Origin of the sequence: Cellulosimicrobium cellulans (assembly GCF_024124905.1) — a bacterium.
Taxonomy (GTDB): Bacteria; Actinomycetota; Actinomycetes; order Actinomycetales; family Cellulomonadaceae; genus Cellulosimicrobium; species Cellulosimicrobium cellulans_G.
In genome coordinates, this window is the sequence record NZ_JAMXST010000005.1 from 597,356 (window position 1) to 620,255 (window position 22,900).

Below are 22,900 nucleotides of genomic sequence, written 5' to 3' on the forward strand. Positions count from 1 at the left end.
CGTCGGCGCTCGGAGCCGGTCAGGGCGTCGGCTGGACCGGGGCGTCGGGCACCTGGACGTCGGGCAGGTCCGGCAGGTCGAGCGTCGGGACGTCGATGCTCGGGATGTCGACGTCCTCCATCCGGTCGCGCAGCTCCTCCTGACGGATGCGGTTGTTCTCCTGGATGCAGGAGAGCCGGGTCACGGGACGGCCGCCGCACTCCTGGACCTCCGAGTCCGGGTCGCGCGGGGCCTTCGGCGACTGGACGTAGCGGCCGTCGGCGTCGTGCGCGTTCGGCGTGACGGGCAGCGCGACGACGGCCGCGACGCCGCCGACGGCGAGGAGCGCCGTCGTGACGAGGAGGACCGCCGCGCCCAGCCCGGCGCGGACCGCGGCGCCGGCGCTCACGGGCAGGCGCTCGTCCGACGCCGCGCGCTGCCGCTCCGCCGCACGCCACGCGACCCACAGACCGACCGTCACCGGGAGCACGAACGCCACGGCGGCCAGCGCCGCGACCGAGCGGGCGTCCTCGCGCGCGAGCGCCCCCGGCCCGATCGCCGCGACGACGACCGCGACGATCCCCGTCACGACCGTGCGGCGCACCGCGGCGCCACGCAGACCCGAGCGCAGCCCGGCGATCCGCGCCGCGCCCACCGGGCCGGGCGGGAGGTACCCCAGGTCGCGCGTCTGCGTGACCATGGCCGCGTACAGGACGGCCGAGGTCACGGTCGTCACCGCGAGCACCGCACCGAGGGCGACGAGGAACCACCGCACGACGACGGCGTCGCGCACCACGTACAGCAGCGCGAGCCCGGCGAGCACGCCCGCCCAGCCCACGACGACCGCCGCGACGGCCCCGCCGCGCAACGGCGTCTGGCGGAGGGTGCGGCGCAGCAGCCCGCGGGGGACCTGGAGGAGCACCGGGAGCACGCGCAGGGCCGTGATCGCCGTCCACAGCAGGACGACGATCCCCCAGAGCGGCACGCCGCCGACGTGCGCGTCGCTCATCGAGAACGTGACGACGAGCGCGACCGCCCCGACGAGCAGCACCGGCATCTCGACGAGGCGCAGCACCTGCTGCCACACGCTGAGGTGCAGCAGGTAGCCGGCCTCGGCGTGCTCCGGGTTCGTCGCGAGGACGCTGCTGTACCCCTTCGCGCTGCGGCCGGTGTCGAGGGCGAGCGCCGCGTCGAGGTAGAGCAGGTCCTCGTGCTCCGGGGCGACGCCGAGGCCCTGGCGCACGAGGGCGCGCGCCCGGTCGTCGTCCCCGAGGCGCGACCACAGCCGCGCCGCCTGCGCGAGCCGGTCGGGGTTCTCGGGCGCGAGCGCGAGCGCCGCGTCGATGCGCTCGCGCGCGAGCCTCCGGTCGGCACCGCGCACCCGGCCCGACAGGTGCGTGTCGGCGAGCTGCAGGTGGTACCGCGCGTCGTCGGGGTCGAGCTCGAGCGCCTTCGCCGCGGCGTCGCGCGCTCCCGGCACGTCGCCCGTGTTCTGGCGCGCGATCGACAGCAGGTGGAGCGCGCCGTCGGCGGTGGGCCGGGCGCCCACGACCTGCTCCAGCAGCGGCAGCGCCTCGGCCGACCGCTGCAGGTGCAGCCGCACCCAGGCGGCGGTGAGGAGCAGCCGCGGGTCGTCGGGCACGCTCGCGAGCGCGTCGTCGACCTCGTCGAGCGCACGCTCGGGCCGCCCCATCTGGACGAGCAGCTCCGCGCGCGAGGCGACGGCGCGCGGGTCGGTCGTGGTGCTCACGGTCCGGGGTCCTCCGGCGCTCAGAGCATGCGCCGCGCGCGCAGGTACGCGGCGAGGTCGTCGTAGCGGCCGTCGTTGTTCGCGAACGTGACGACGTTGCGCGCGGACTGGAGCCACGCCGTCGTCGAGGGCCGCACGTCCGCGAGCGCCGCGTCGAGGTCGGCCATGGTGATCGGGCGCACCTGCCCGGTCGCGATGGAGTCCATCATCGCCTTCTCCGCCGCCGTCGCCGCGAGGTGCTCGAGGTCGGCGCCGGAGAAGCCGTCGGTGCGCTGCACGACCGCGCGCAGGTCGATCCCCGCGACCGGGCGGCCCGCGAGGTGGTGGCGCAGGATCGCCTCGCGCGCGGGCTCGTCGGGCGGCAGCACGAGCACGACGCGGTCGAACCTCCCGGGCCGCAGCAGCGCGGTGTCGACGTCCCACGGGTGGTTCGTGGCGCCGAGGACGAACAGCCCGTCGTTGTCGGAGCCGATGCCGTCCATCTCCTGGAGGAGCTGGTTGACCACGGTCCGCATGCCCGACGAGCCGGAGTACTGCGCGCGCTTGCCGCCGATCGCGTCGACCTCGTCGAGGAACAGCACGGCCGGCGCGAGCTGGCGCGCGCGCTGGAACAGCGCGTGGAGGTTCTGCTCGCTCTCCCCCATGAACCTGTCGAGGATGTCCGCGAGCGTCACGGTGAGGAATCGTGCGCCGAGCTCGCCCGCGACGGCCCGCGCCATGTACGTCTTGCCGGTCCCGGGAGGCCCGTAGAGCAGGAGCCCGCCGCGCAACGACTTGCCGAACGCCTTCGCGATCGCCTGGTGGCGCATCGGCTCCAGGAACGCCTCGCGGATGCGCTGCTTCACCGGCTCCAGGCCGCCGACGTCCGCGAGCGTCACCGTCTCGCGCGAGACCTCCAGCAGGCCCGAGCCGTCGTCGGGGGCGTCGTCGCGCGCGGGGACGAGGAACGGCCCGTCGCCCGGTGCGGGCGGGACGGCGTCGTCGTCCGTGCGGGGCACGCCGCCCGGGCCGGCGGGCGGTGCGGCGGGCACCTGTGCGGGCGGCGCCTCGACGACGGGTGTCTCGACGAACGGTGCCGGGACGTGGACGCCCACCTCGTGCTCCAGCCGGTCCCAGTCGATGCCCGACGGCGCCGCCGGGCCCGGGGCTGCGGGGGCGCCGGGCCCGGCGGACGGGGCGGGCTCGGCGGGGATCCCCGCGGTCGGGGTCGCGGGCGCGCCGGGGGCGCGCGGGACGGTCGCGTCGGACGGGACGCCCGTGATGATCCCGTCGTCGGGGCCGCCGGGGGCGGACGCCGGCGCGTGCAGGCCGGTGACCGGGGCCGGCGGTGCAGCGGGGGCCGTCGCGGGCCGGTCGGCCGCGGGGCTGCTCCCCGTCGCCGCGGCGACGGCCGAGTCCTGGACCAGGCGCAGCGCCTCGCCGTCCGCCGGGTCGATCCGGAGCGCGGCGCTCGCCTGCTCGAGCGCCTCGACCGGACGCCCCGCCGCCAGCAGGAGGCTCGCGTAGTGGACGCGCAGCGGGGCGCTCGACGGCGCGGCCGCCACCGCGGCGGCGAGCGCGGCCAGGGCGTCGGACATGGGTGCTCCTCGGGTGGGCGGGGACGACGACGCCGGTGCGCCCGTGAGCGCGGCCGGCCGGGAACAGTGTGCCCCGGACCGGTGACGCCGACCATCGGCGCCCTGCCACCCGCGCCGTCCCCGGGAACCTGACCGTGCACAGGCCCGGACACCGCGGTCCCCGTCCACAGCGCGCACCGGAGGGCGCCTCCGTGTCGGCGGGACCGGGCAGAGTGGACGCATGACGACCGACACGACCGCGTCGACACCCCTCGCGGTGCCCGACGACGCGCCCGCCGAGGCCCCCGGCGGTCCCCGACCCGGCGCCCGCTGCTTCGGCGACGGCGACCCGCTCTACGAGGAGTACCACGACACCGAGTGGGCGGTCCCGGTCCACGGGGACACGGCACTGTTCGAGCGCCTGGCGCTGGAGGGGTTCCAGTCCGGCCTGTCGTGGATCACCGTGCTGCGCAAGCGTCCCGCCTTCCGCGAGGTGTTCGCGGGGTTCGACCCGGAGGCCGTCGCCGCGTTCGACGAGCCCGACGTCGAGCGCCTCCTCGCCGACGCGCGCATCATCCGCAACCGGCAGAAGATCACGGCCACGATCGACAACGCGCGCGCCCTGCTGGCGCTCCAGGAGAGCGGGCGCACGCTGGACGAGCTGATCTGGTCGTTCGCGCCACCGGCCCGTCGCGAGCGCCCCGCGACCTGGGGCGACGTCCCGGGGCTCACCCCCGAGTCGACCGCGCTCTCGAAGGCGCTCAAGAAGCTGGGCTTCCGGTTCGTCGGACCGACGACGGCCTACGCCGCGATGCAGGCCTGCGGGCTCGTGGACGACCACCTCGCGACCTGCCCCGTCGTGCTGCGCCGCCCGTGAGCGGCGGCGAGCCGCACCTCGGTCCGCCCCGCCGCCTCCGGGGACGGCTCGCGACTCCGGTGTGGCAGGGCGAGCGGACCGTCGGGCGTCTCCGTGCGCGGCCCTGCCCCCTGGCGGCGACCACATGGTGAGACGAGGTGCGACGATGGCCTCATGAGCGCGTACGTGTCCGTCCTCGACCTCTTCTCCGTCGGCGTGGGTCCGTCGAGCTCGCACACCGTCGGGCCGATGCGGGCCGCGAAGGCGTTCGTCGCGACGCTGGACGACCGCGGCGTGCTGGGCGAGGTCGCCGGGCTGCGGGTCGTGCTGTGCGGGTCGCTCGGGGCGACGGGAGCGGGCCACGGCACGCCGGACGCCGTGGTCGCGGGGCTGCTCGGCCTCGACCCCGAGACGTGCGACCCGGCGCGCGTCCCCGGCTCGTGGGAGAAGCTGGGCGACGGCGCGCCCGTCGCGCTGCTGGGCCGGCACCGCATCACGATGACGAGCGCCGACGTGCGCCTCGCGCCGCTGACCCGGATGCCGGGCCACCCCAACGGCATGCGGTTCACCGCGCTCGACGCGAGCGGGGCTTCGCTCGCGGAGGAGGCGTACTACTCGGTCGGCGGCGGCTTCGTGCTCACCGCCGCCGCGCTCGAGTCCGCGGCCGCGAACGAGGCGGCGCAGCTCGGCGCCGAGCTCGCGGGCGAGGCGATCGACCCCGGGACGGAGCCGTCGGGCGTACCGTTCCCGTTCGCCAACGCCGCCGAGCTCCTCGCGCTGTGCGAGCGCGAGCGCACCTCGATCGCGGCGGTCGCGTGGGCGAACGAGTCCGCCCTGCGCCCCGCCGCCGAGGTCGGGGCGGGCGTCGACCGGATCTGGGACACCATGAGCGCGTGCGTGGACGCCGGTCTCGAGCGCGATGGGGTGCTGCCCGGTCGTCTCCAGGTCCGCCGTCGGGCACGGGCGCAGCGCGAACGTCTCGAGCTCGCCGACGAGCGCGGCGCCGACACGACGATCGAGTGGCTCCAGGCGTTCGCCATGGCCGTCAACGAGGAGAACGCCGACGGGCGCCGCGTCGTCACCGCCCCGACGAACGGCGCCGCGGGGATCATCCCCGCGGTCGGGCGCCACTTCCTGCGCACCCACCCGGACGTCGCCGCGGACCCCGCGCGCCGGCGTCGGGCCATGCGCACGTACCTCCTCACCGCCGCCGCGATCGGCGCGCTCTACAAGCGCAACGCGTCCATCTCCGGCGCGGAGGCGGGCTGCCAGGGCGAGGTCGGCTCGGCGTGCTCCATGGCGGCGGGCGCGATCTGCGCCGTCCTCGGCGGGACGCCCGCCCAGGTGGAGAACGCGGCCGAGATCGCGATGGAGCACAACCTCGGGCTCACGTGCGACCCCGTCGGCGGGCTCGTCCAGGTCCCGTGCATCGAGCGCAACGCCATCGCCGCGTGCACCGCCGTCTCCGCGGCGCGCCTCGCCCTCCAGGGCGACGGCTCGCACGTCGTCTCGCTCGACGCCGTCATCGAGACGATGCGCCAGACCGGCGTCGACATGTCGACCAAGTACAAGGAGACCTCGACGGGGGGCCTCGCCGTCAACGTCATCGAGTGCTGAGCCGGAGCGCAGCGAAGCAAGCAAAGGCTTCAGCACGACCACCAGGCCGAGTGCTCAGCCGGAGCGCAGCGAAGCAAGCGCAGGCGCCAGCACGACCGACAGACCGAGTGCTGAGCCGGAGCGCCGCTCACCAGGTGCGGCGCACGGACGCCTTGGTGCCGGTCACCAGGCTGCGCGGCGGGACGTCGTCGGCCACGACCGCACCGGCGGCGACCACGGCGTCGCGGCCGATGGTCACGCCGGGCAGGATCGTCGCCCCGGCGCCGATCCACACGTTCTCGTGCACGTCGATCGGACCGCCGGTCAGCCAGACCTTGCGGTCGTCGGTGTCGACCGGGTGCCCGACGGTGACGAACGTGACCTTCGGCGCGACCATGACGCGGTCGGCCAGCCGGATGCCGGCGTAGTCGAGGAACGTGCAGTTCTGGTTGACGAAGACCCGCTCCCCCAGGTCGAGGTTCAGCCCGTGGTCGGTGAAGAACGGTGGGTAGATCGTCACGCTCGGGGGCAGTGGGCGGCCGAGGATCTGCGCGAGCAGCCGCGCCCGACCGTCCTCGTCGTCGAACGGCAGGACGTTGAGCCGGGAGGTGAGCTCGGTGGCCCGCAGCACCCTCTCGGACATGGCGCGGAACTCGGGACCGTGGATGCGCATGAGCAGGTCGCTGGGCATCCCCCGATCCTGCCTCCGGGTCAGCGGGCGGCGCGCGACGCCTCGCGGGCGGCGACGACCTCCTCGACGACGTCGGCCACGCCGGCCTCGCCCGGCGAGGCGGCGATGTGCTCGCCGAGGCGCTGGCTCGCGCGGGCGTACGACGGGTCGTCGAGCAGTCGCCGCACCGCGCGCCGGACCTGGCCGGGGCGCGGGGTGCTCGTCCGCAGCCGCACGCCGGCGCCGGTCCACGCGACGCGTGCGGCGACCTCCGCCTTGTCCTCGGTCTTGCCCGCGACGACCACGGGGACGCCGTGCCGCAGCGCGTGGTGCACCCCGCCGTAGCCGCCGTTCGTGACGAGGACCGAGGTGCGCGGGAGCAGCGCGTCGTACGGGAGGTACTCGGCCGCGCGCGCGTTCGCCGGGAGCGGCCCGAGCGACCCGACGGGCCGTCCGCCGGTCGCCGCGACGACCAGCACGTCCTCGCCCGCGAGCGCGCGCAGCGTGGGGACGAGGAGCTGGGTCGGGTCCTCGTTCGCGACGGTGCCCTGCGTGACGTGCACGACCGGCCGGCGGGTGTCGAGGTCGCCCCACCACGCGGGGAGGTCACCGTTGCCCGGCGCCGGGCGCGGCGGGCCGACGAACCGGACCGGGGTCACGACGTCGGGCCGCGGGTACTCGAGCCCGGGGACGGTGAGCTGCACGACGGCGTCGGCGTCGGCAGGCCAGCCGAGGAAGAACGTGCCGCTCGGCTCCCCGCCCGCCGCCCGGACCATGTCCTGCGCCGCGCGCTGCGGGGCGGCGAACGCGACCCGCTCGACGACGGCGTGGAGGGCCCGGTTGCGCAGGACGCCGAGGGGGCCCCGCGCGGGCAGCACCCCGAGGCCGAACGGCGCGGTGTGGTCGCTCTTCAGCCCGAGCGGGAAGATCCCGAGCGCGAGCACCGGTGGTCGACGGTCGGCGGGCACCGAGACGAGCGGCATCGCGCCGAGGAACAGGGGCTCGACGAGCACGACGTCCGCCGGGCGCTCGGCGAGGGCCGCGAGCACCGCCCGGTGCTGCGCCGCGCCGGGCGCCACGAAGATCTCGAGCATGTCGTGCCGGATCGCGTCGAGCCCGGTGCGTCCCGCGCGGCCGGGGAACGCGGCGGCGAGGTCGCGGTCGTCGAAGTCGGCCGCGGCCGGGAGCGGGACGTGCTCGGCGCCGGCGGCCTCGACGGCGGCGGCGAACCGTGCGCCGGTGAGGAACCGGACGTCGTGCCCGCGGGCGACGAGCGCGCGGGTGACGGCGAGCAGCGGGGTGACGTGGGCGTGCACCGGGGTGGAGCAGAGCAGGACGGTGGCCATCGGTGGGGCCTCTCTCGTGGCGGCGCGCGTCGCGCCGGTCGGACGGGAAGGCGCAGGACCGGGCCGTCTGCGCGGGGGACGCCGGTGGGGAGACGGCGTGTGAGAAGATCGATCAACCGTCAGGAGTATTCATCACCTTCGAGGGGTAGTCAATAGTGGTGCCTCGCGCCTACACGTCCGACCTCCGCACCGAGCAGGCCGCGCGCACGCGCGAACGGGTGGTGCGCGCCGCCGCGCACGAGCTGACCGAGCACGGCTACGAGCGCACGACGCTCGCGCGCGTCGCCGCGCGCGCAGGCGTCTCGCTCGAGACGGTGAAGGCGCACGGCCCCAAGCGCGCCCTGCTGCTCGCCGCGTTCGAGCTCACGTTCGCCGGGTCGGAGGGCCAGGAGTCCCTGGGCGAGCGGCCCGAGGGACGCTCGGTGGCCGGCACGACCGACCCCGAGGAGTTCCTCGACGGCCTCGTCGCGCTCGTCGCCGCGGCGAACGAGCGCGTCGCCGGCCTGTGGTCCGCCTTCACCTCGGCGGCGCGCTCCGACGACGCCGTCGCCGCGGAGCTCGACGCGCTCCTCGAACGCCGCCGCGCGGACCTGCGCGCGAGCGTCGACGTGCTCGCCGCGCACGGGTTCCGCCCCCGGGCACCGCGGGACGAGGCGGCCGAGTCGCTGTCCTACCTCCTCGCACCCGAGGGCTGGACGCACTTCGTCGCGGGCGCCGGCTGGTCGGGCGAGCGGTACCGCGCCTGGCTCCGCGACGGCGTCGTGCGCCTCGTCGCGGCGCCCCCGGAGGACGACGCCGACGCCTGAGCCCTGGCGCGCCGTCGGGCACCGCGCCTACGGTGTGCCATGAGCACGCTCACCCCCGGCTTCCACGGCCGGCCGCGCCCGCAGGGCGTGGCGCTCCCGCCGGGCCAGTACGTCGAGACCGGGTTCCCCGTGCTCTCGGCGGGGCCCACACCGCGCGTCGACACCGCGACCTGGCGGCTCGACGTCACGACCGAGACCGGCGCGACGCGCGCGTGGTCGTGGTCGGACCTCATGGCGCTCCCCCAGGACGAGCCGACGGTCGACATCCACTGCGTCACCCGCTGGTCGAAGTTCGGCACGTCGTGGCGCGGCGTCTCGCTCGACACGCTCCTCGCCGACGTCGAGTCGACCGCCGACTTCGCGATGATCGGCTGCTACGGCGGGTACACGACGAACCTCCCCGTCGCGGAGCTGCTGGGCGGCAAGGCGTGGGTCGTGCACACGTTCGACGGCGCCCCGCTGCACCCCGTGCACGGCGGCCCGGCGCGGCTGCTCGTGCCGCACCTGTACTTCTGGAAGTCGGCCAAGTGGGTCAACAGCATCACGCTCATGCCCATGGACCGGCAGGGCTTCTGGGAGCGCCTCGGCTACCACGACCTCGGCGACCCGTGGCGCGAGCAGAGGTACCAAGGTGATTGAGGTCTCACGATGACCGAGGCGCCGGTCCGCCTCGGCGCCCGCTACGCGACGCCGTCGGGCTGGCAGGTCGCGACGCTCGTCGACGCGTGGGCCGAGAGCCCGTCCGCGCGGACGCTCGTCCTCGAGGTCCCCGCCTGGCCCGGGCACCTGGCCGGTCAGCACGTCGACCTGCGCCTCACCGCGCCCGACGGCTACACCGCCGAGCGCAGCTACTCGATCGGCAGCACGGCGACGCGCGCGTCGGTGCCCGACGACGGCTCCCCCGCGCGCGTCGAGGTCACCGTGCAGCGCGTCCCCGGCGGGGAGGTCTCGACCTACCTCACCGACGTGTTCGCGGTGGGCGACGCGATCGAGCTGCGCGGGCCGGTCGGCGGCTGGTTCGTCTGGTCCCCCGAGCGCGACGGCGGGACGCCCGTCCTCCTCGCCGCGGGCGGGTCGGGCCTCGTTCCCCTCATGGCGATGCTCCGCACGCGCCGCGACGCGGGCGACCGGACCCCGTTCCGGCTCGTGTACTCGGTCCGCCGCCCCGAGGACCGGCTGTACACCGCGGACCTCGACCGGCTCGCCGCCGCGCACGACGGGCTCGACGTCCAGGTCGTCTACACGCGCTCGGTGCCGCTGGGATCGATGCGCGGGCCGGGTCGCCTCGAACGACGCGATCTCGCGGCGTGGGGCTGGCCCGCCGAGATCGAGCCCGCGTGCTTCGTGTGCGGGCCGACGGGGTTCGTCGAGGCCGTCGCCCGCCAGCTCGTCTCGCTCGGCCACGACCCGGCGCGGGTCAAGACCGAGCGCTTCGGGCCCGCCGTGGACTGACGGGCGCGTCGCCGTCGATCAGGACGAGGGCGGGAGCGGGCTTCCCGCCGCGCCGCCCGTCGACCCGCGTGCCGCACGCTCCGCGAGGACGCTGCGCAGCAGCATGATCGTCAGGACGAGCGCCCAGATGACCAGCACGGCGATCGTCGCGAGGACGAGGACGTAGAGCAGCCCGACGAACCCGAGACCTGTGGACATGACCATGGGCGGACCCTACCGGTGCGCAAGCCCGGCCCGCGGTACGACATAGTCAGGTCGTGAGCGTGGCGCGTGCGCCACGGCAGTTCCACGAGGGGGCGGCATGACGACCTGGACGAGGCACCGGTACGGCGGGGAGCGCAAGACCGCTCTGATCGGGGTCGCGACCTTCGCGACCCTGGTGCTCGGGGCGTGCGCGACGGCGTCGGGCGAGCCGCCCACGGTGACGACCGCGGACGTCGAGCGCCGTGTCGTGACCGTCGCCGACGCCCCGGCGACGACCCCCGTCGTCGAGGCGACCGAGCGGCTCGGCCTGACGATGCTCGACGCGGCCCCGCGCGAGGGCAACGTCGTCGTGTCGCCGGCGAGCGCCGTCGTCGCCCTGTCCATGCTCGCGGAGGGCGCACGCGGCGAGACCGCCGCCTCGCTCGACGCCGCGCTCGGCGCGAGCGGCCAGGACCGGACCGACGCCGTCAACGCCCTGCTCACCGCGCTCCAGACCTACGACGGCGACCCCGCCCTCGTGCAGAAGGACGAGCTCCCGAAGACCCCGCTCGTGCACGTCGCGAACCAGGTCGTGCTCGACGACCAGGCCCAGGTCCACGACACCTACCTCGAGGCGCTCGCCGCCGGGTACGACGCGGGCGTGCTCGAGACCGACCTCGGCTCGACGGCGGGCCTCGAGCCGCTGGACCGGTGGGTCCGGCACCACACGGGCGGGTTGATCGAGGAGTCCGCGGTCGAGCCCGACGCCGACTCGCGTCTCGCGCTCCAGAACGCGGCGCTGCTCGCGGCGCGCTGGTCGTCGCCGTTCGAGGAGCAGGCGACCCGTCCGGACTCGTTCGTCCTCGCGGACGGGACCGAGGTCGACGCCGAGGCGATGCACCAGGAGCACGACTGGCGGTACGCCGAGGTGGACGGGTGGCAGGCCGTCCGGCTCCCGTACACCGAGGGCTTCCACGCCGACGTCGTGCTCCCACCGGACGGCGTCGACCCGGCGACGCTCGCGCCCGAGACGAGCGCCGCCCTGCGTGAGGCGCTCGACTCCGCACGGCGCCGCAGCGTCGCGCTCACCCTCCCGACGCTCGACGTCGACGCCGCGGCACCGCTCGACCTGGCGCCCGCGCTCACCTCGGCCGGGCTCGGCGGCCTGCTGGACGAGCCGGACCTGACCGGCATCAGCGACGAGCCCGGCCTCAGGGTGACGCAGGCGTGGCAGCAGGCCGTGCTGCGCGTGGACGAGGACGGCACCGTCGCGGCGGCGGTGACCGAGGTCGTCGGCGGCGTCGAGTCCGCGCCGATGGTCGAGGACGTCGTCGAGCTGCGTGTCGACCGGCCGTACGTGTTCTCCGTGTCGCACACGGACACCGGGTGGCCGCTCTTCACCGCCGCGATCCGCGACCCCCGCCACTGACGAGAGGACGGCGAGAGCACCATGGCTCCGCAGACGAGCAGAGTCCGGACCGGCGCGGCAGTCGCAGCGGCGGCAGCCGTCGTCGGGCTGGTCGCCGCGTGCGCGACCGGTGTCCCGGCCGGACCGGACCTGCCCCTCGCGACGTCCGATGCGGCACGGCACGTCGTGGCGGTCTCCGAGGCGGACGCCACGCCCGACGTGGTCGGCGCGACCGAGGAGCTCGGCCTGACGATGCTCGACGCGGCCCCGCGCGAGGGCAACGTCGTCGTGTCGCCGGCGAGCGCCGTCGTCGCGCTGTCCATGCTCGCGGAGGGCGCACGCGGCGAGACCGCCGCCTCGCTCGACGCCGCGCTCGGCGCGACCGGCCAGGACCGGACCGACGCCGTCAACGCCCTGCTCGCCGCGCTCCAGGACTACGACGGCGACCCCGCCCTCGTGCAGAAGGACGAGCTCCCGAAGACCCCGCTCGTGCACGTCGCGAACCAGGTCGTCCTCGACGACCAGGCACAGGTCCACGACACCTACCTCGAGGCGCTCGCGACCGGGTACGGCGCAGGGGTCCTGCACACGGACCTCGGGACGGCGTCGGGCATCGCCCCGCTGAGCGCCTGGGTCCGGTTCCACACGGGCGGGCTCATCGAGAAGAGCGCGATCGAACCGGACACAGACCTCCGCCTCGTGCTCCAGAACGCCGTGCTCTTCGCCGCGCGGTGGGAAGCACCGTTCGACGAGGGCGAGACCCGGCCCTCGCCCTTCGTGCTCCCGACCGGTGAGGGGGTGGACGTCGAGTCGCTGTCGCTCACCGAGTCGTGGGCGTACGCGGAGCACGACGGCTGGCGCGGGCTGCGCCTCCCCTACGTCGACGGGTTCCACGCGGACGTCGTCCTGCCTCCGGAGGGGACCGACCCCGCGACGAGCACGCCGACACGTACGGCTACGCTGCGCGAGGCCCTCGACGCCGCGGCACCGCAGCGGGTGGCGCTGACGATGCCGACCCTCGACATCCCCGTCGAGCGCGCGACGGACCTGCGCCCCGCGCTCGCCGCCGCCGGTCTGGGCGGGTTGTTCGACCCCGTCGACTCTCCGGACCTCGGCGGCATCAGCGACGAGGACCTGTTCGTGTCGCAGGCGAAGCAGCAGGCGATGCTCCAGGTCGACGCCGAGGGCACCGTCGCAGCGGCCGTGACGGAGCTCGGCGCGCAGGCGATGTCGTCCGAGGTCGAGGTCGTCCCGGTTACCTTCCGCGTCGACCGGCCCTATCTCTTCTCGGTCTCCCACACCGAGACGGGCTGGCCGCTGTTCACCGCCGCGATCCGCGACCCCCGCCACTGACTCCCCCGGCGAGAACCCCCGGTCCACCGAGATAGACCCGTGGTCACCATGCCCGACGGCGCTCGGGTCGCCGCCCGAGGTGGGCGGGTCGTCCGAGGCGGACCCTCGGGAACAGCGTGGCGGTCCCACGCGGACGACGCGGCGCGGACGGTCCGGCACCGCAGGCGGTCCGCCCAGGCGAGCGAAGACCACGGCGAGACGAAGCCGGGTCGGGGTGGGTGGTGGTGCCGCGTCGTGGTCGGGCCTGGCGGGAGCGCCGCGAGGAACGAGCGGCGCGGATGGTAGACGCGGCACCACCACCCACCCCGACCACCCAGGGCGACCACGCGCCGTCGGGCGCAGGAACCACGCCTCTACCTCGCGTGACTACGCCTCTACCTCGGCGGAACGGGGCTGGTCTTCCTCGCGGGGCCAGCGGTCCAGGGCCCTGTCTCGACGAACCGGGCGCATCGGGTGCTTGCGGCATCTCTTGACGCGTCCTTCACCCGGCAGTAGCGTTCTTGCGTGTTGATGCAAGAAATCAACACTCCGTTGTGCGGTGCGGCGCAGCGGGTCCGCAATTCTCGAAGGTACTGACCCGAGCCACCCGGCCCTGGCCGGACGTGCGCCGTGGCCTGTCCTCCGAACCGGGCGTCCGGTCCGGTGCGAGGTCGCGCGCGGCGCGGCCTGACGCCCGTCGACGACGACGGGAGATCGAGGACATCGATGAGACATCGACCCAGCACGTCGAACCGCACACCCGCCGGGGCGCCGACGCGCCGGCTCCGCACCCTCGCCGCCACGGCGACGGCGACGGCCCTGCTCGTCCCGCTCGGCCTGACGACCACGGCCACGGCTGCGCCCACGGTGCTGTCCGCCGGGAAGTCGACGGCCGCGAGCAGCAACAACTCGCCGTACCTGTCCGGCAACCTCACCGACGGCAACCAGGGCACCTACTGGGAGTCGACCAACAACACGTTCCCGCAGTGGGCGCAGGTCGACCTGGGCGCGGCCGCCACGGTCGAGGACCTCGTGCTCAAGCTGCCCGCGGGCTGGGAGACGCGCAGCCAGACCCTCAGCGTGCAGTCCAGCACCGACGGCTCGACCTTCTCCACGATCAAGGCGTCGCAGGCGTACGCGTTCGACCCCGCGTCGGGGAACACCGTGACGGTCGACGTGCCGGACACGTCCGCCCGCTACGTGCGCGTGCAGATCACCGCGAACACGGGCTGGCCCGCGGGCCAGCTCTCCGAGCTCGAGGTGCGCGGCACCGCCGGCAGCACCGATCCCGGTGGCCCCGGTGACCCGGAGCCCCCGACCGGCACCAACCTCGCGCTGAACAAGCCGATCGAGGGGTCCTCGACGGAGTGGCAGTTCGTCGCGAAGAACGCGAACGACGACAGCACCTCGACCTACTGGGAGGGCGCGGGCGGCCAGTACCCCAGCACGCTCACGGTCTCGCTCGACGCCGCGGCCCAGCTCACGGACGTCGTCGTCAAGCTCCCGCCGGCGTCCGTGTGGGGCCCGCGCACCCAGACGTTCGAGGTCCAGGGTCGCGCGACCGCGACCGGCGCCTGGCAGACCCTCAAGCCGTCGGCGGGCTACGCGTTCTCCCCGGCCACGGGCAACACCGTCACGATCCCGGTCACGGGCACGGCCAAGGACGTGCGCCTGCGGTTCACCGGGAACACCGGCTCCGGCAACGGCCAGGTCGCCGAGCTCCAGGTGTTCGGCACCGCCGCCCCCAACCCCGACCTCGTCGTCACGAGCGTCACCGCGACGCCCGCGTCGCCGCTCGAGTCGCAGGCGATCACGCTGTCGGCCGTCGTGAAGAACATCGGCACGCAGGCGTCCGCCGCGACCGACGTCGCGTTCACGCTGAACGGCCAGACCGTCGCCACGAAGCCGGTCGCTGGCCTCGCGGCCGGCGCCCAGGCGACCGTCACCGCCGACGTCGGCGCGCGGCCTGCCGCGAGCTACACGATCGGCGCGGTCGCCGACGCGGGCGGTACGGTCGCGGAGCAGAACGAGGGCAACAACGCCTACGCGAACCCGACCCCGCTCGTCGTCACGGCCGTCCCGAGCTCGGACCTCGTCCCGACGCTCACGTGGTCGCCCAGCAACCCGTCCGCGGGCGGCACGGTGACGTTCTCCGCGACGATCGCGAACCAGGGCAACGTCGCGACCTCCACGGCCGCGCACGGCCTCACCGTGACCGTGACGAACAAGGCGACGGGCGCCGTCGTGCGCACCCTCACCGGCTCCGTGAGCGGCGCGATCGCCGCGGGCGCGAGCAGCGCGAGCGTCGACCTCGGCACGTGGACCGCCGCGAACGGCAACTACGACGTCAAGGTCGTCGCCGCGCCGGACTCCACCGAGGTCGCCGCGAAGCAGGCCAACAACACCGCGACCCGTCCCCTGTTCGTCGGCCGGGGCGCCAACCTGCCGTTCGACACGTACGAGGCCGAGGACGGCGTCACGGGCGGCGGCGCGACCGTGCTCGCGCCCAACCGCGTCGTCGGCGACCTCGCGGGCGAGGCGTCCGGCCGCCGGGCGGTCACGCTCAACCAGACCGGCGCGTACGTCGAGTGGACCACCAAGGCCCCGACGAACACCCTGCTGACCCGCTTCTCCATCCCCGACTCGGCGGGCGGCGGCGGGACGAACGCGACCCTCGCGATCTACGTGGACGGCCAGTTCCTCAAGAACATCGACCTCACCTCGCGCTACGCGTGGCTCTACGGCAACGAGACCAACCCGGGCAACCAGCCGGGCCAGGGCGCGCCGCGCCACGTCTACGACGAGGCGAGCACGCTGCTCGGCACGACCGTCCCGGCAGGCTCGACGATCCGCCTCCAGAAGACCGCGCAGAACACGTCGCAGTACGCGATCGACTTCGTGGACCTCGAGCTCGCGACGCCGCAGGCGAACCCGAACCCCGCGCAGTACACCCAGCCTGCGGGCTTCACGCATCAGGACGTCCAGGCCGCCCTCGACAAGGTCCGCATGGACTCCACGGGCACGCTCAAGGGCGTCTACCTGCCCGCGGGTGACTACCAGACGTCCAGCAAGTTCCAGGTCTACGGCAAGGGGGTCGACGTCGTCGGCGCCGGGCCGTGGTTCACGCGGTTCTTCGCGCCGCAGGGCCAGGAGAACACCGACGTCGGCTTCCGCGCCGAGGCGAGCGCGAACGGCTCGACGTTCCGCGACTTCGCGTACTTCGGGAACTACACGTCGCGCATCGACGGACCGGGCAAGGTGTTCGACTTCGCCAACGTGAAGAACATGACGATCGACAACATCTGGGTCGAGCACATGATCTGCATGTTCTGGGCCTCCAACATGGACGACTCGGAGGTCAAGAACTCCCGCATCCGCAACACGTTCGCGGACGCGATCAACATGACCAACGGCAGCGCGAACAACCACGTGCACAACAACCAGGCGCGCGGCACGGGCGACGACTCGTTCGCGCTCTTCGCGGCCACCGACAACGGCGGCAGCGGGCAGCGCGGCAACGTGTTCGAGAACCTCACGTCGACCAACACGTGGCGTGCGGCGGGCCTCGCGGTCTACGGCGGCCAGGACAACACGTTCCGCAACATCTACATCGCGGACACCCTGGTCTACTCGGGCGTCACGATCAGCTCGCTCGACTTCGGGTACCCGATGGAGGGCTTCGGCCCGGCGCCCACCGTGTTCGACGGGCTCACCGTCGTCCGCTCGGGCGGGCACTTCTGGGGAGACCAGGTGTTCGGGGCCGTGTGGATGTTCTCGGCGTCCAAGGCGTTCGGGAACATCCAGGTGAACAACCTCGACGTCATCGACCCGACGTACTCCGGGATCATGTTCCAGACGAACTACGTCGGGGGCCAGCCGCAGAACACGTTCCAGAACCCGACCTTCACCAACGTGACCATCACGGGGGCGAAGAAGAGCGGCGACCGGTACGACGCCAAGTCGGGCTACGGCATCTGGGCCAACCCGATGCCGGAGGCCGGCCAGGGCCCGGCGGTCGGCACGGCGACGTTCACCAACCTCACATTCTCGGGCAACTTCCGGGACATCGAGAACACGACGTCGACCTTCACGATCACGCGCAACTGAGCACGTCCGCGCTCGACGCCGCAGCCCGCCCTCACGGGGCGGGCTGCGGTGCGCGCGCCGCGCCCAGGCCGGTCGACGGCGCGTCGGCACCGAACCGCCACCGCATCGCCGTGTGCTCGGCGCCGCGCGCGTACGCGAAGACGACGTCCGGCCGCACGGCGAACACGTACGCCTCCCCACCCCCGTCCGCGGTGTCCCAGAACGCGCCGTCGCGGACCTCGAAGTGCCAGTCGTACTTGCAGCGCCACCGCTCCGCGAGGCGGTGCAGCATCGCGTCGTCGGTGACGCGCGCCGCGTCACCCTCCACCACGACGTCCATGCCCTCCTCGAACCGGTTCGCGCCGGTCGTGAGGACGACGTGCGCGTTCGCCGCGAGGTTGCGCGCCTTCCGCTCGTCGCGGCCCGTGCAGAAGAACAGAGCGCCGTCGGCCGTCACGGTGAGCAGCGGCGTGACGTGCGGACGCCCGTCGGGCCGGACCGTGGACACCCACGACACCCCCGCGCGCTCGAGCGCCTCTCGGACGGCGGACCACGGCACCCGTGGCGCCTCCGGCGTGCTGTAGGCGGCGAGCAGGTCGCCGTGGTCGGCGGTCGGGGCAGGCGTCTCGGTCATGGGGTTGCTCCTGTCGAGGCTCGTCGGACGTCGGGGTCGACCCGGGCGGCGCCCGGAACTCATCGGTGCCCGGCCCGCGGGACGGCCGCGTCGGGACGGTGCGCCGTCACCGGGATGTGACACAGTGGGCAGCAGCCCCCGACGTCGACCGGAGACCGCCGCGCCCTCATGACCTCGACCCCGACCGAGCATGCCGTGACCCAGCGACCGCACCGGGCGGCCCGGATCGAGGACCGGTGGCGCGCCGTCGTCTCCCGTTTCCAGAAGGCGCGGGGGTGGCGCCCCCGCGTCGAGCCGTTCGCGGGGTACGGCACCCCCCGGCGCGTGCGCGTGCTCGCGCGCGTGCTCCTCGCGAGCCCCGCGTTCGACCCCGCCCTGCACGAGCGCGAGTCCGCCGACCGGCGCGGCTGGCGCTACTTCTTCACCGCCCCCGCCCCGCGCGAGGAGGTCCGCGTGCACGTGGGCGACGCGACGGTCGACCTCGTGTCCGACCGCAGCGGCTACCTCGACGCGACGATCGACGTCGCGCTCACCCCGGGATGGCACGACGTGACGTTCCGCCCGTCCTCGGGCGCGGTCGCGAAGGGCCGCGTGCTCGTCGTGGCCGACGGGCGCCGGCTCGGCGTCGTGTCCGACATCGACGACACCGCGATGGTGACCGCCGTCCCGCGCCCCCTCATCGCCGCGTGGAACACGTTCGTCCGGCACTCGAGCGCGCGCGTCCCCGTGCCGGGCATGGCCGCGCTCTACCGCGGGATCGCGACGGAGCGCCCCGGCACCCCGTTCGTCTACCTGTCGACCGGCGCGTGGAACACCGCCGCGAACCTGCGCCGGTTCCTCCAGCGGCACGGGTTCCCGCCCGGCCCGCTCCTGCTCACCGACTGGGGCCCGACGAACACCGGCTGGTTCCGCAGCGGCCAGGAGCACAAGGACACCTCGCTCGACCGCCTCTTCCGCGAGCTGCCCGACGTCGACTGGCTGCTCGTGGGCGACGACGGCCAGCACGACCCCGAGATCTACGCGCGCGCCGCGCGGCTGCACCCCGACCACGTCGCCGCCGTCGCGATCCGCGAGCTGACTCCCGCGCAGCAGGTCCTCGCCCACGGCTCGCCGCTGCCCACGCCGGGCAGCCTCCCGGGCGAGGTCGGCCCCGGTGTCCCGACGGCGTTCGGCCCTGACGGCGACGCGCTCACCCGTGCCCTCGCCCGGGCCCTGCGCCGCTGAGAGCCCGCGGCGGACGAGTCACCGGTCACGTGGCACCGGCAGCAGCAGCGGCCGGTTCTTCCGCGAGGGAACTTTTCCCGCTCCCGCTGCGTGCTGAGGGCGTGACGATCTCGACGAGGGCCACGCTCATGACCGCGGACGACCCGCCACGACCGGGCGCCTGGGTCGACCGCGACCTGCACCTGGTCACCGGCGCGGGCCACGCCGAGGAGTTCGTGGCGTTCGTCGAGACGGCGAAGGACCCGCTCTACCGGCTCGCGTACCTGCTCTCGGGTGACCACCACCGCGCGGAAGAGCTCACCCAGCAGACGTTCGAGCGCACGTGGCGCTCGTGGCGGCGGGCGCGGCAGGGCGACCCGCTCGCGTACGCCCGCACGATCCTCGCGAACCTCCGCGTCGACACCTGGCGGCGCACGCGCCGTGAGGTGCTCACTGGCCTCGACCACGACTCACGCCGCCACGCGCCCGACGCGACCGGGCTGGTCCACGACCGCGACGCCGTCGTGCGGGCGCTCCTCACCCTCCCGCTGCGGCAGCGCCGCGTGGTGGTGCTGCGGCACCTGCTCGACCTCTCGGAGGCGGAGGTGTCGCGCGAGCTCGGGATCCCGGTGGGGACCGTGAAGTCCACGGCCTCTCGCGCGCTCGCCCGGCTCCGCACGGCCCTCGCCGACACCGGCTCACGCAGCGGCCCGCCGACCGCTCCGACCGAAGGAGACCCCTCGTGACCGACCACGACGACGCGGCGTTCGCCGCCGGGCTGCGCGCCGCCGTCGCACCAGACCACCTGCACTCGGCCCTCGACGCCCACCGCGTCCTGACCTCGTCGCGTCGCGCGCAGCGCCGCCGCCGGACGGCCGCGCTCTCCGCGACGGCCGGGTGTGCCGCGGCGGTCGGGCTGCTCGCGGGGCCGCTGTCGGCCCGGACGGGGACCGACGACGCTCCGCTGCCGGCGGCCGCGCGCAGCACGGGTGCCGCGGGGGTGGTCGAGCTCGCCCCGGGCGTGACGGCCGCCGTCGACCCGCGCGTCCACGACCGCGCCGGGGGCGGGGTCGTGGTGGACCTCGGCCTGCCGACGTGGGAGCCCGGGACGCGGTTCCTTCTCACGGTCGAGCCGGACGACGTCGACCAGCCGCTGCGGGTCTGGGCCGGCGACGACACCGACCTCGAGACGCTGCTGGCCGGTGGGAGCCTGCCCACCGGCCCGGTCGCCGGGTCGCGGGGGGACCTCGCCCTCGTGACCGGTCCGGACGGCAGCGACCAGCTCGCCGTCGGGCTCGTGGACGACCCGGGCACGACTGAGAACCCGACGATCGCGACCGTCGTGGCGCGGGAGACGCTGCTCGGTCCGGGGGAAGAGGCGCGCGCCACCGTCGACCTTCCCGTGACTGCCCTGGCCCCCGGCCCGTGGGGCGGCGTCTTCGCGATGCGGGTCACGGACGCGCGGACCGGTCTCCCCGCCCCCGCCGTCCGAGGGGTCTTCGTGCGCAGCCTGTACGACAGCGGCTACGGGTACGGCGGGTGCGACACCGACGGCGACGTCTGCACCACGGTGTGGGACGCGACGGAGGGCTCCCGGTCGGCTCCGACACGCAGCAGCGCGCTGTCAGCGGACGACGTCGCCATCCAGACCTTCGCCGAGGACTACGTGGCCGACGACCCGTGGGCCAGCCCCGCCGGGTTCGTCGCGGCATGCGTGGACGAACGCCGGGCGCTCGACGCATCGAGAGGGATCACCCGGGACGACGAGGACGACCTGACCTGGCAGTGCACCGCGGACGACATGCTCGACCCGCTCCGCTGGGAGCGTGACACCACACCGTGACGCGGCGCGCCGGGGTGCCACGCGTCGTCGCGGGTGGTTGCCTGAGGGAATGACGACGCCCGAGCTGCCCTTCCCCACGCCCGAGCCCGAACCCGAGCAGCCACGGCGGACCTGGCCGTGGATCGTGCTCACGATCGTCGCGGTCCTGGTGATCGCCCTGGTCGTGTGGCTCGTCAACCGTCCGACGCAGGACGCTCCCGCGGCGGAGACCCCGACCGCGACGGAGTCCCCGAACCCGTCGCCGACGGACACGGGCACGCCGACCGACGACACGTCGTCGCCCGCCGCCGAGGGGTGCCCCGCGGCGGGCGACGGCGTCCCCGCGGGCGCGGGCACGCACGAGATCGTCGACGTCGACGGCGACGGCCGCCCGGACACCGCGTGGCTGACCGGCGGCGCGGACCGCGCGTTCGGGATCACGACGGCGTCGGGCGCGACGTTCTCCGCGCCGATCGAGTCCGCGAGCCCGGTCGCGGCGAGCGCGATCGTCCAGCTCGTCGCCGCGGGCGACGCGACGGCCCCGATCGCGCTCGTCGACACGGGCCGCGAGGTCCTGCTGTTCTCCGCCGCCGACTGCGCCGTCACGCCGACGCAGAACGCCCAGGGCGAGCAGTACACGTTCGACAAGGGCTTCACCGGGTTCGGCACGGGCGTCGGCTGCACCGAGGTCGACGGGGAGCTGCACCTCGCGGGCCTGAACGCCGTGTCCGACGACGGCACGTCCTTCACCGTGTCGCGCACCTTCGTCGACCTCGACACGGGCGCGCAGACCGCCACGAACGGCGAGGAGGAGACGGTCGCCCAGGACGCAGCCCCGGACGACCCGGTGGTCACGACCGCCCAGGAGACCACCTGCGGCACCCTGGTAGCGGGCCAAGACGGCCCGGTAGAACCCCAGTAGCCCGCCGAGCACGACGTTGCTGTCGTTATCGGGCTGATAACGACAGCAACATCGTGCTCGCCGGGGGGTAGCGTCGTGGTCGGCGGAGCGGGCTCACCCGCGGCCGCAGGCGCGGCAGGTGCCGCGGCGGCGGAGCCAGTAGGCGTAGGTGGCCGCGCCGAGGGCGAGGGACCACAGCGGCCACAGGAACATCGGGCCGACGGCGCCCCACGAGTCCGCGGTGAGCGCCAGGCGGCTCTCGCCGAGGCCGAGGACGATGAGCGAGAGCCCCGCGGGGAGGACCGCGACCGCCACGATCGTCGCGGGGATCACCGCCAGCCCGACCGGGACCCGCCGGCCCGCGAGCCCGACCATCCACCGGGGGAAGACCTCGCCCCAGCGCTGGAAGAGTCCGAGCGTGAGCACCGCGCCGACGAGCGCGAAGCCGCCCAGCCCGAGCGCCGCGACCCACCCGTCGTCCCCGGCGAGCTGTGCGACGTCGTCGGGCGAGAAGCCGAGCGGGATGCCGAGGACCCACGCGATGCGCGTCACCGCGTAGAGGGCGGGGACCGCAGCGGCGACGAGCGCGGCCGTCCGGCCCCAGCGGGCCGCGGCGGCGGGCGTCGTCCAGGCGGGGTCGTGGCCGTCGTGGCGGCGCCCGCACGACGCGCACGCACCGACCCCACGGCGCACGAACCGCCACGTCGAGGCGACGAGCAGCGCGCCGCCGGCCAGGAGCGCGAGCTGCGTGAGCGGGCCCGCGCCGACAAAGTTCTCGAAGGCCGCCCGCATCACGGGGTCGAACGGCGCCATGACGAGCGTGACCGGCAGGTACCCGAGCCGGGCCAGGATGGACGCGTCGGTGAGCGCGAGCACCCCGGCCGAGACGACCGCGGTGGCCGCGACCGTCAGCGCGCGGTCGGCCCGGGCGACGGGGCCGTGCCGGGCCCCGAGCCACGCCCGCAGCGCGGTCGCCGCGCCGACGAGCGCGAGGACCGCGACCCAGGGCGTGAGCGTCGCGCCCGCGACCTCGCTCAGGGCGCCGAACGACAGGTCGTTCGCGTCACCCACCGCGAGCGTGCCGCCGGTCAGGGTGACGACGAGGGCCGCGACGCCTCCGACCGCCCACCACGCGGCGGCGGTCGGGGCGATCCACCGCCCGCGGGCGGCGTGCCGGCCGGGGCCGGGCGGCGCACCGGCGAGGGAGCCGACGATGACCGGGCGCGGGCCGGACGGCGCGGTGACGGAGGACGGGGGCGGGGTTCGTGTGCTCATGACTCGACCCTCGCGTCCGGCGGTCCGCGCCGGATCCCCCGCGGC

Annotated in this window: 19 protein-coding genes; 12 read left to right on the forward strand and 7 right to left on the reverse strand. The window is 74.9% G+C overall.

What is annotated here, in order from left to right; translation table 11 throughout:
* Positions 1-19 precede the first annotated feature (19 nt).
* Positions 20-1,729: a tetratricopeptide repeat protein gene (locus NHH00_RS17850; protein ID WP_253054779.1), complete on the reverse strand. Its 1,710-nt coding sequence runs from the start codon at positions 1,727-1,729 to the stop codon at positions 20-22.
* 20 nt (positions 1,730-1,749) lie between these two features.
* Positions 1,750-3,306 (reverse strand): ATP-binding protein, encoded by a 1,557-nt coding sequence (locus NHH00_RS17855; RefSeq protein WP_253054781.1) that lies wholly within the window; start codon positions 3,304-3,306, stop codon positions 1,750-1,752.
* A gap of 220 nt (positions 3,307-3,526) precedes the next feature.
* Between NHH00_RS17855 and NHH00_RS17860 the strand changes: the two genes are divergently transcribed.
* Positions 3,527-4,162: a DNA-3-methyladenine glycosylase I gene (locus NHH00_RS17860; RefSeq protein ID WP_253054783.1), complete on the forward strand. Its 636-nt coding sequence runs from the start codon at positions 3,527-3,529 to the stop codon at positions 4,160-4,162.
* 153 nt (positions 4,163-4,315) lie between these two features.
* Complete coding sequence (locus NHH00_RS17865; RefSeq protein WP_253054785.1) at positions 4,316-5,758, forward strand: L-serine ammonia-lyase; 1,443 nt, start codon at positions 4,316-4,318, stop codon at positions 5,756-5,758.
* 127 nt (positions 5,759-5,885) lie between these two features.
* Here the strand turns inward: NHH00_RS17865 and NHH00_RS17870 are convergent, their stop codons facing one another.
* Both NHH00_RS17870 and NHH00_RS17875 read right to left on the reverse strand, forming a co-directional pair.
* Positions 5,886-6,428, reverse strand: a complete 543-nt coding sequence (locus NHH00_RS17870; RefSeq protein WP_253054787.1) for a DapH/DapD/GlmU-related protein — start codon at positions 6,426-6,428, stop codon at positions 5,886-5,888.
* A 20-nt stretch (positions 6,429-6,448) separates the two neighbouring features.
* On the reverse strand, positions 6,449-7,753 hold the full coding sequence (locus NHH00_RS17875; protein WP_253054789.1) for a glycosyltransferase: 1,305 nt from the start codon (positions 7,751-7,753) through the stop codon (positions 6,449-6,451).
* A gap of 158 nt (positions 7,754-7,911) precedes the next feature.
* Here NHH00_RS17875 and NHH00_RS17880 point away from each other — a divergent pair, with 158 nt between their 5' ends.
* From NHH00_RS17880 to NHH00_RS17890, 3 genes are read left to right on the forward strand one after another with little or no spacing between them, the layout of a single operon-like run.
* The gene (locus NHH00_RS17880; protein WP_253054791.1) at positions 7,912-8,559 is read left to right on the forward strand and encodes a TetR/AcrR family transcriptional regulator; all 648 of its coding nucleotides are present in this window, start codon (positions 7,912-7,914) and stop codon (positions 8,557-8,559) included.
* A 39-nt stretch (positions 8,560-8,598) separates the two neighbouring features.
* Positions 8,599-9,198 (forward strand): molybdopterin-dependent oxidoreductase, encoded by a 600-nt coding sequence (locus NHH00_RS17885; protein WP_253054793.1) that lies wholly within the window; start codon positions 8,599-8,601, stop codon positions 9,196-9,198.
* Between the two features lie 9 nt (positions 9,199-9,207).
* Positions 9,208-10,011 carry a ferredoxin reductase gene (locus NHH00_RS17890; RefSeq protein ID WP_253054795.1) on the forward strand — a complete coding sequence of 268 codons (804 nt, stop codon included), beginning with the start codon at positions 9,208-9,210 and terminating at the stop codon, positions 10,009-10,011.
* Between the two features lie 18 nt (positions 10,012-10,029).
* Here NHH00_RS17890 and NHH00_RS17895 read toward each other — a convergent pair whose 3' ends face one another.
* On the reverse strand, positions 10,030-10,215 hold the full coding sequence (locus NHH00_RS17895; protein ID WP_253054797.1) for a hypothetical protein: 186 nt from the start codon (positions 10,213-10,215) through the stop codon (positions 10,030-10,032).
* Positions 10,216-10,312: 97 nt separating this feature from the next.
* Between NHH00_RS17895 and NHH00_RS17900 the strand changes: the two genes are divergently transcribed.
* The 3 genes from NHH00_RS17900 to NHH00_RS17910 all read left to right on the forward strand — a co-directional run bounded on the left by NHH00_RS17900 (position 10,313) and on the right by NHH00_RS17910 (position 17,041).
* The gene (locus NHH00_RS17900) at positions 10,313-11,623 is read left to right on the forward strand and encodes a serpin family protein (protein WP_253054799.1); all 1,311 of its coding nucleotides are present in this window, start codon (positions 10,313-10,315) and stop codon (positions 11,621-11,623) included.
* 21 nt (positions 11,624-11,644) lie between these two features.
* Positions 11,645-12,955: a serpin family protein gene (locus tag NHH00_RS17905; RefSeq protein WP_253054801.1), complete on the forward strand. Its 1,311-nt coding sequence runs from the start codon at positions 11,645-11,647 to the stop codon at positions 12,953-12,955.
* A 705-nt stretch (positions 12,956-13,660) separates the two neighbouring features.
* Entirely contained in the window at positions 13,661-17,041 is a 3,381-nt protein-coding gene (locus tag NHH00_RS17910; RefSeq protein WP_253054803.1) for a discoidin domain-containing protein, read from the forward strand.
* Positions 17,042-17,072: 31 nt separating this feature from the next.
* On the opposite strand, the gene NHH00_RS17915 is transcribed toward NHH00_RS17910, so the two are convergent.
* On the reverse strand, positions 17,073-17,654 hold the full coding sequence (locus NHH00_RS17915; protein ID WP_253054805.1) for a pyridoxamine 5'-phosphate oxidase family protein: 582 nt from the start codon (positions 17,652-17,654) through the stop codon (positions 17,073-17,075).
* A 195-nt stretch (positions 17,655-17,849) separates the two neighbouring features.
* Between NHH00_RS17915 and NHH00_RS17920 the strand changes: the two genes are divergently transcribed.
* The 4 genes from NHH00_RS17920 to NHH00_RS17935 all read left to right on the forward strand — a co-directional run bounded on the left by NHH00_RS17920 (position 17,850) and on the right by NHH00_RS17935 (position 21,601).
* The gene (locus NHH00_RS17920) at positions 17,850-18,878 is read left to right on the forward strand and encodes an App1 family protein (RefSeq protein WP_253054807.1); all 1,029 of its coding nucleotides are present in this window, start codon (positions 17,850-17,852) and stop codon (positions 18,876-18,878) included.
* A 101-nt stretch (positions 18,879-18,979) separates the two neighbouring features.
* Positions 18,980-19,603 (forward strand): SigE family RNA polymerase sigma factor, encoded by a 624-nt coding sequence (locus tag NHH00_RS17925; protein WP_253054809.1) that lies wholly within the window; start codon positions 18,980-18,982, stop codon positions 19,601-19,603.
* Positions 19,600-20,700: a hypothetical protein gene (locus NHH00_RS17930; RefSeq protein ID WP_253054811.1), complete on the forward strand. Its 1,101-nt coding sequence runs from the start codon at positions 19,600-19,602 to the stop codon at positions 20,698-20,700. The genes NHH00_RS17925 and NHH00_RS17930 overlap by 4 nt, the downstream gene beginning before the upstream one ends.
* Positions 20,701-20,749: 49 nt before the next feature.
* Positions 20,750-21,601: a hypothetical protein gene (locus NHH00_RS17935; protein ID WP_253054813.1), complete on the forward strand. Its 852-nt coding sequence runs from the start codon at positions 20,750-20,752 to the stop codon at positions 21,599-21,601.
* A 93-nt stretch (positions 21,602-21,694) separates the two neighbouring features.
* Here the strand turns inward: NHH00_RS17935 and NHH00_RS17940 are convergent, their stop codons facing one another.
* Positions 21,695-22,855: a hypothetical protein gene (locus tag NHH00_RS17940; RefSeq protein WP_253054815.1), complete on the reverse strand. Its 1,161-nt coding sequence runs from the start codon at positions 22,853-22,855 to the stop codon at positions 21,695-21,697.
* Positions 22,856-22,900: the final 45 nt, after the last annotated feature.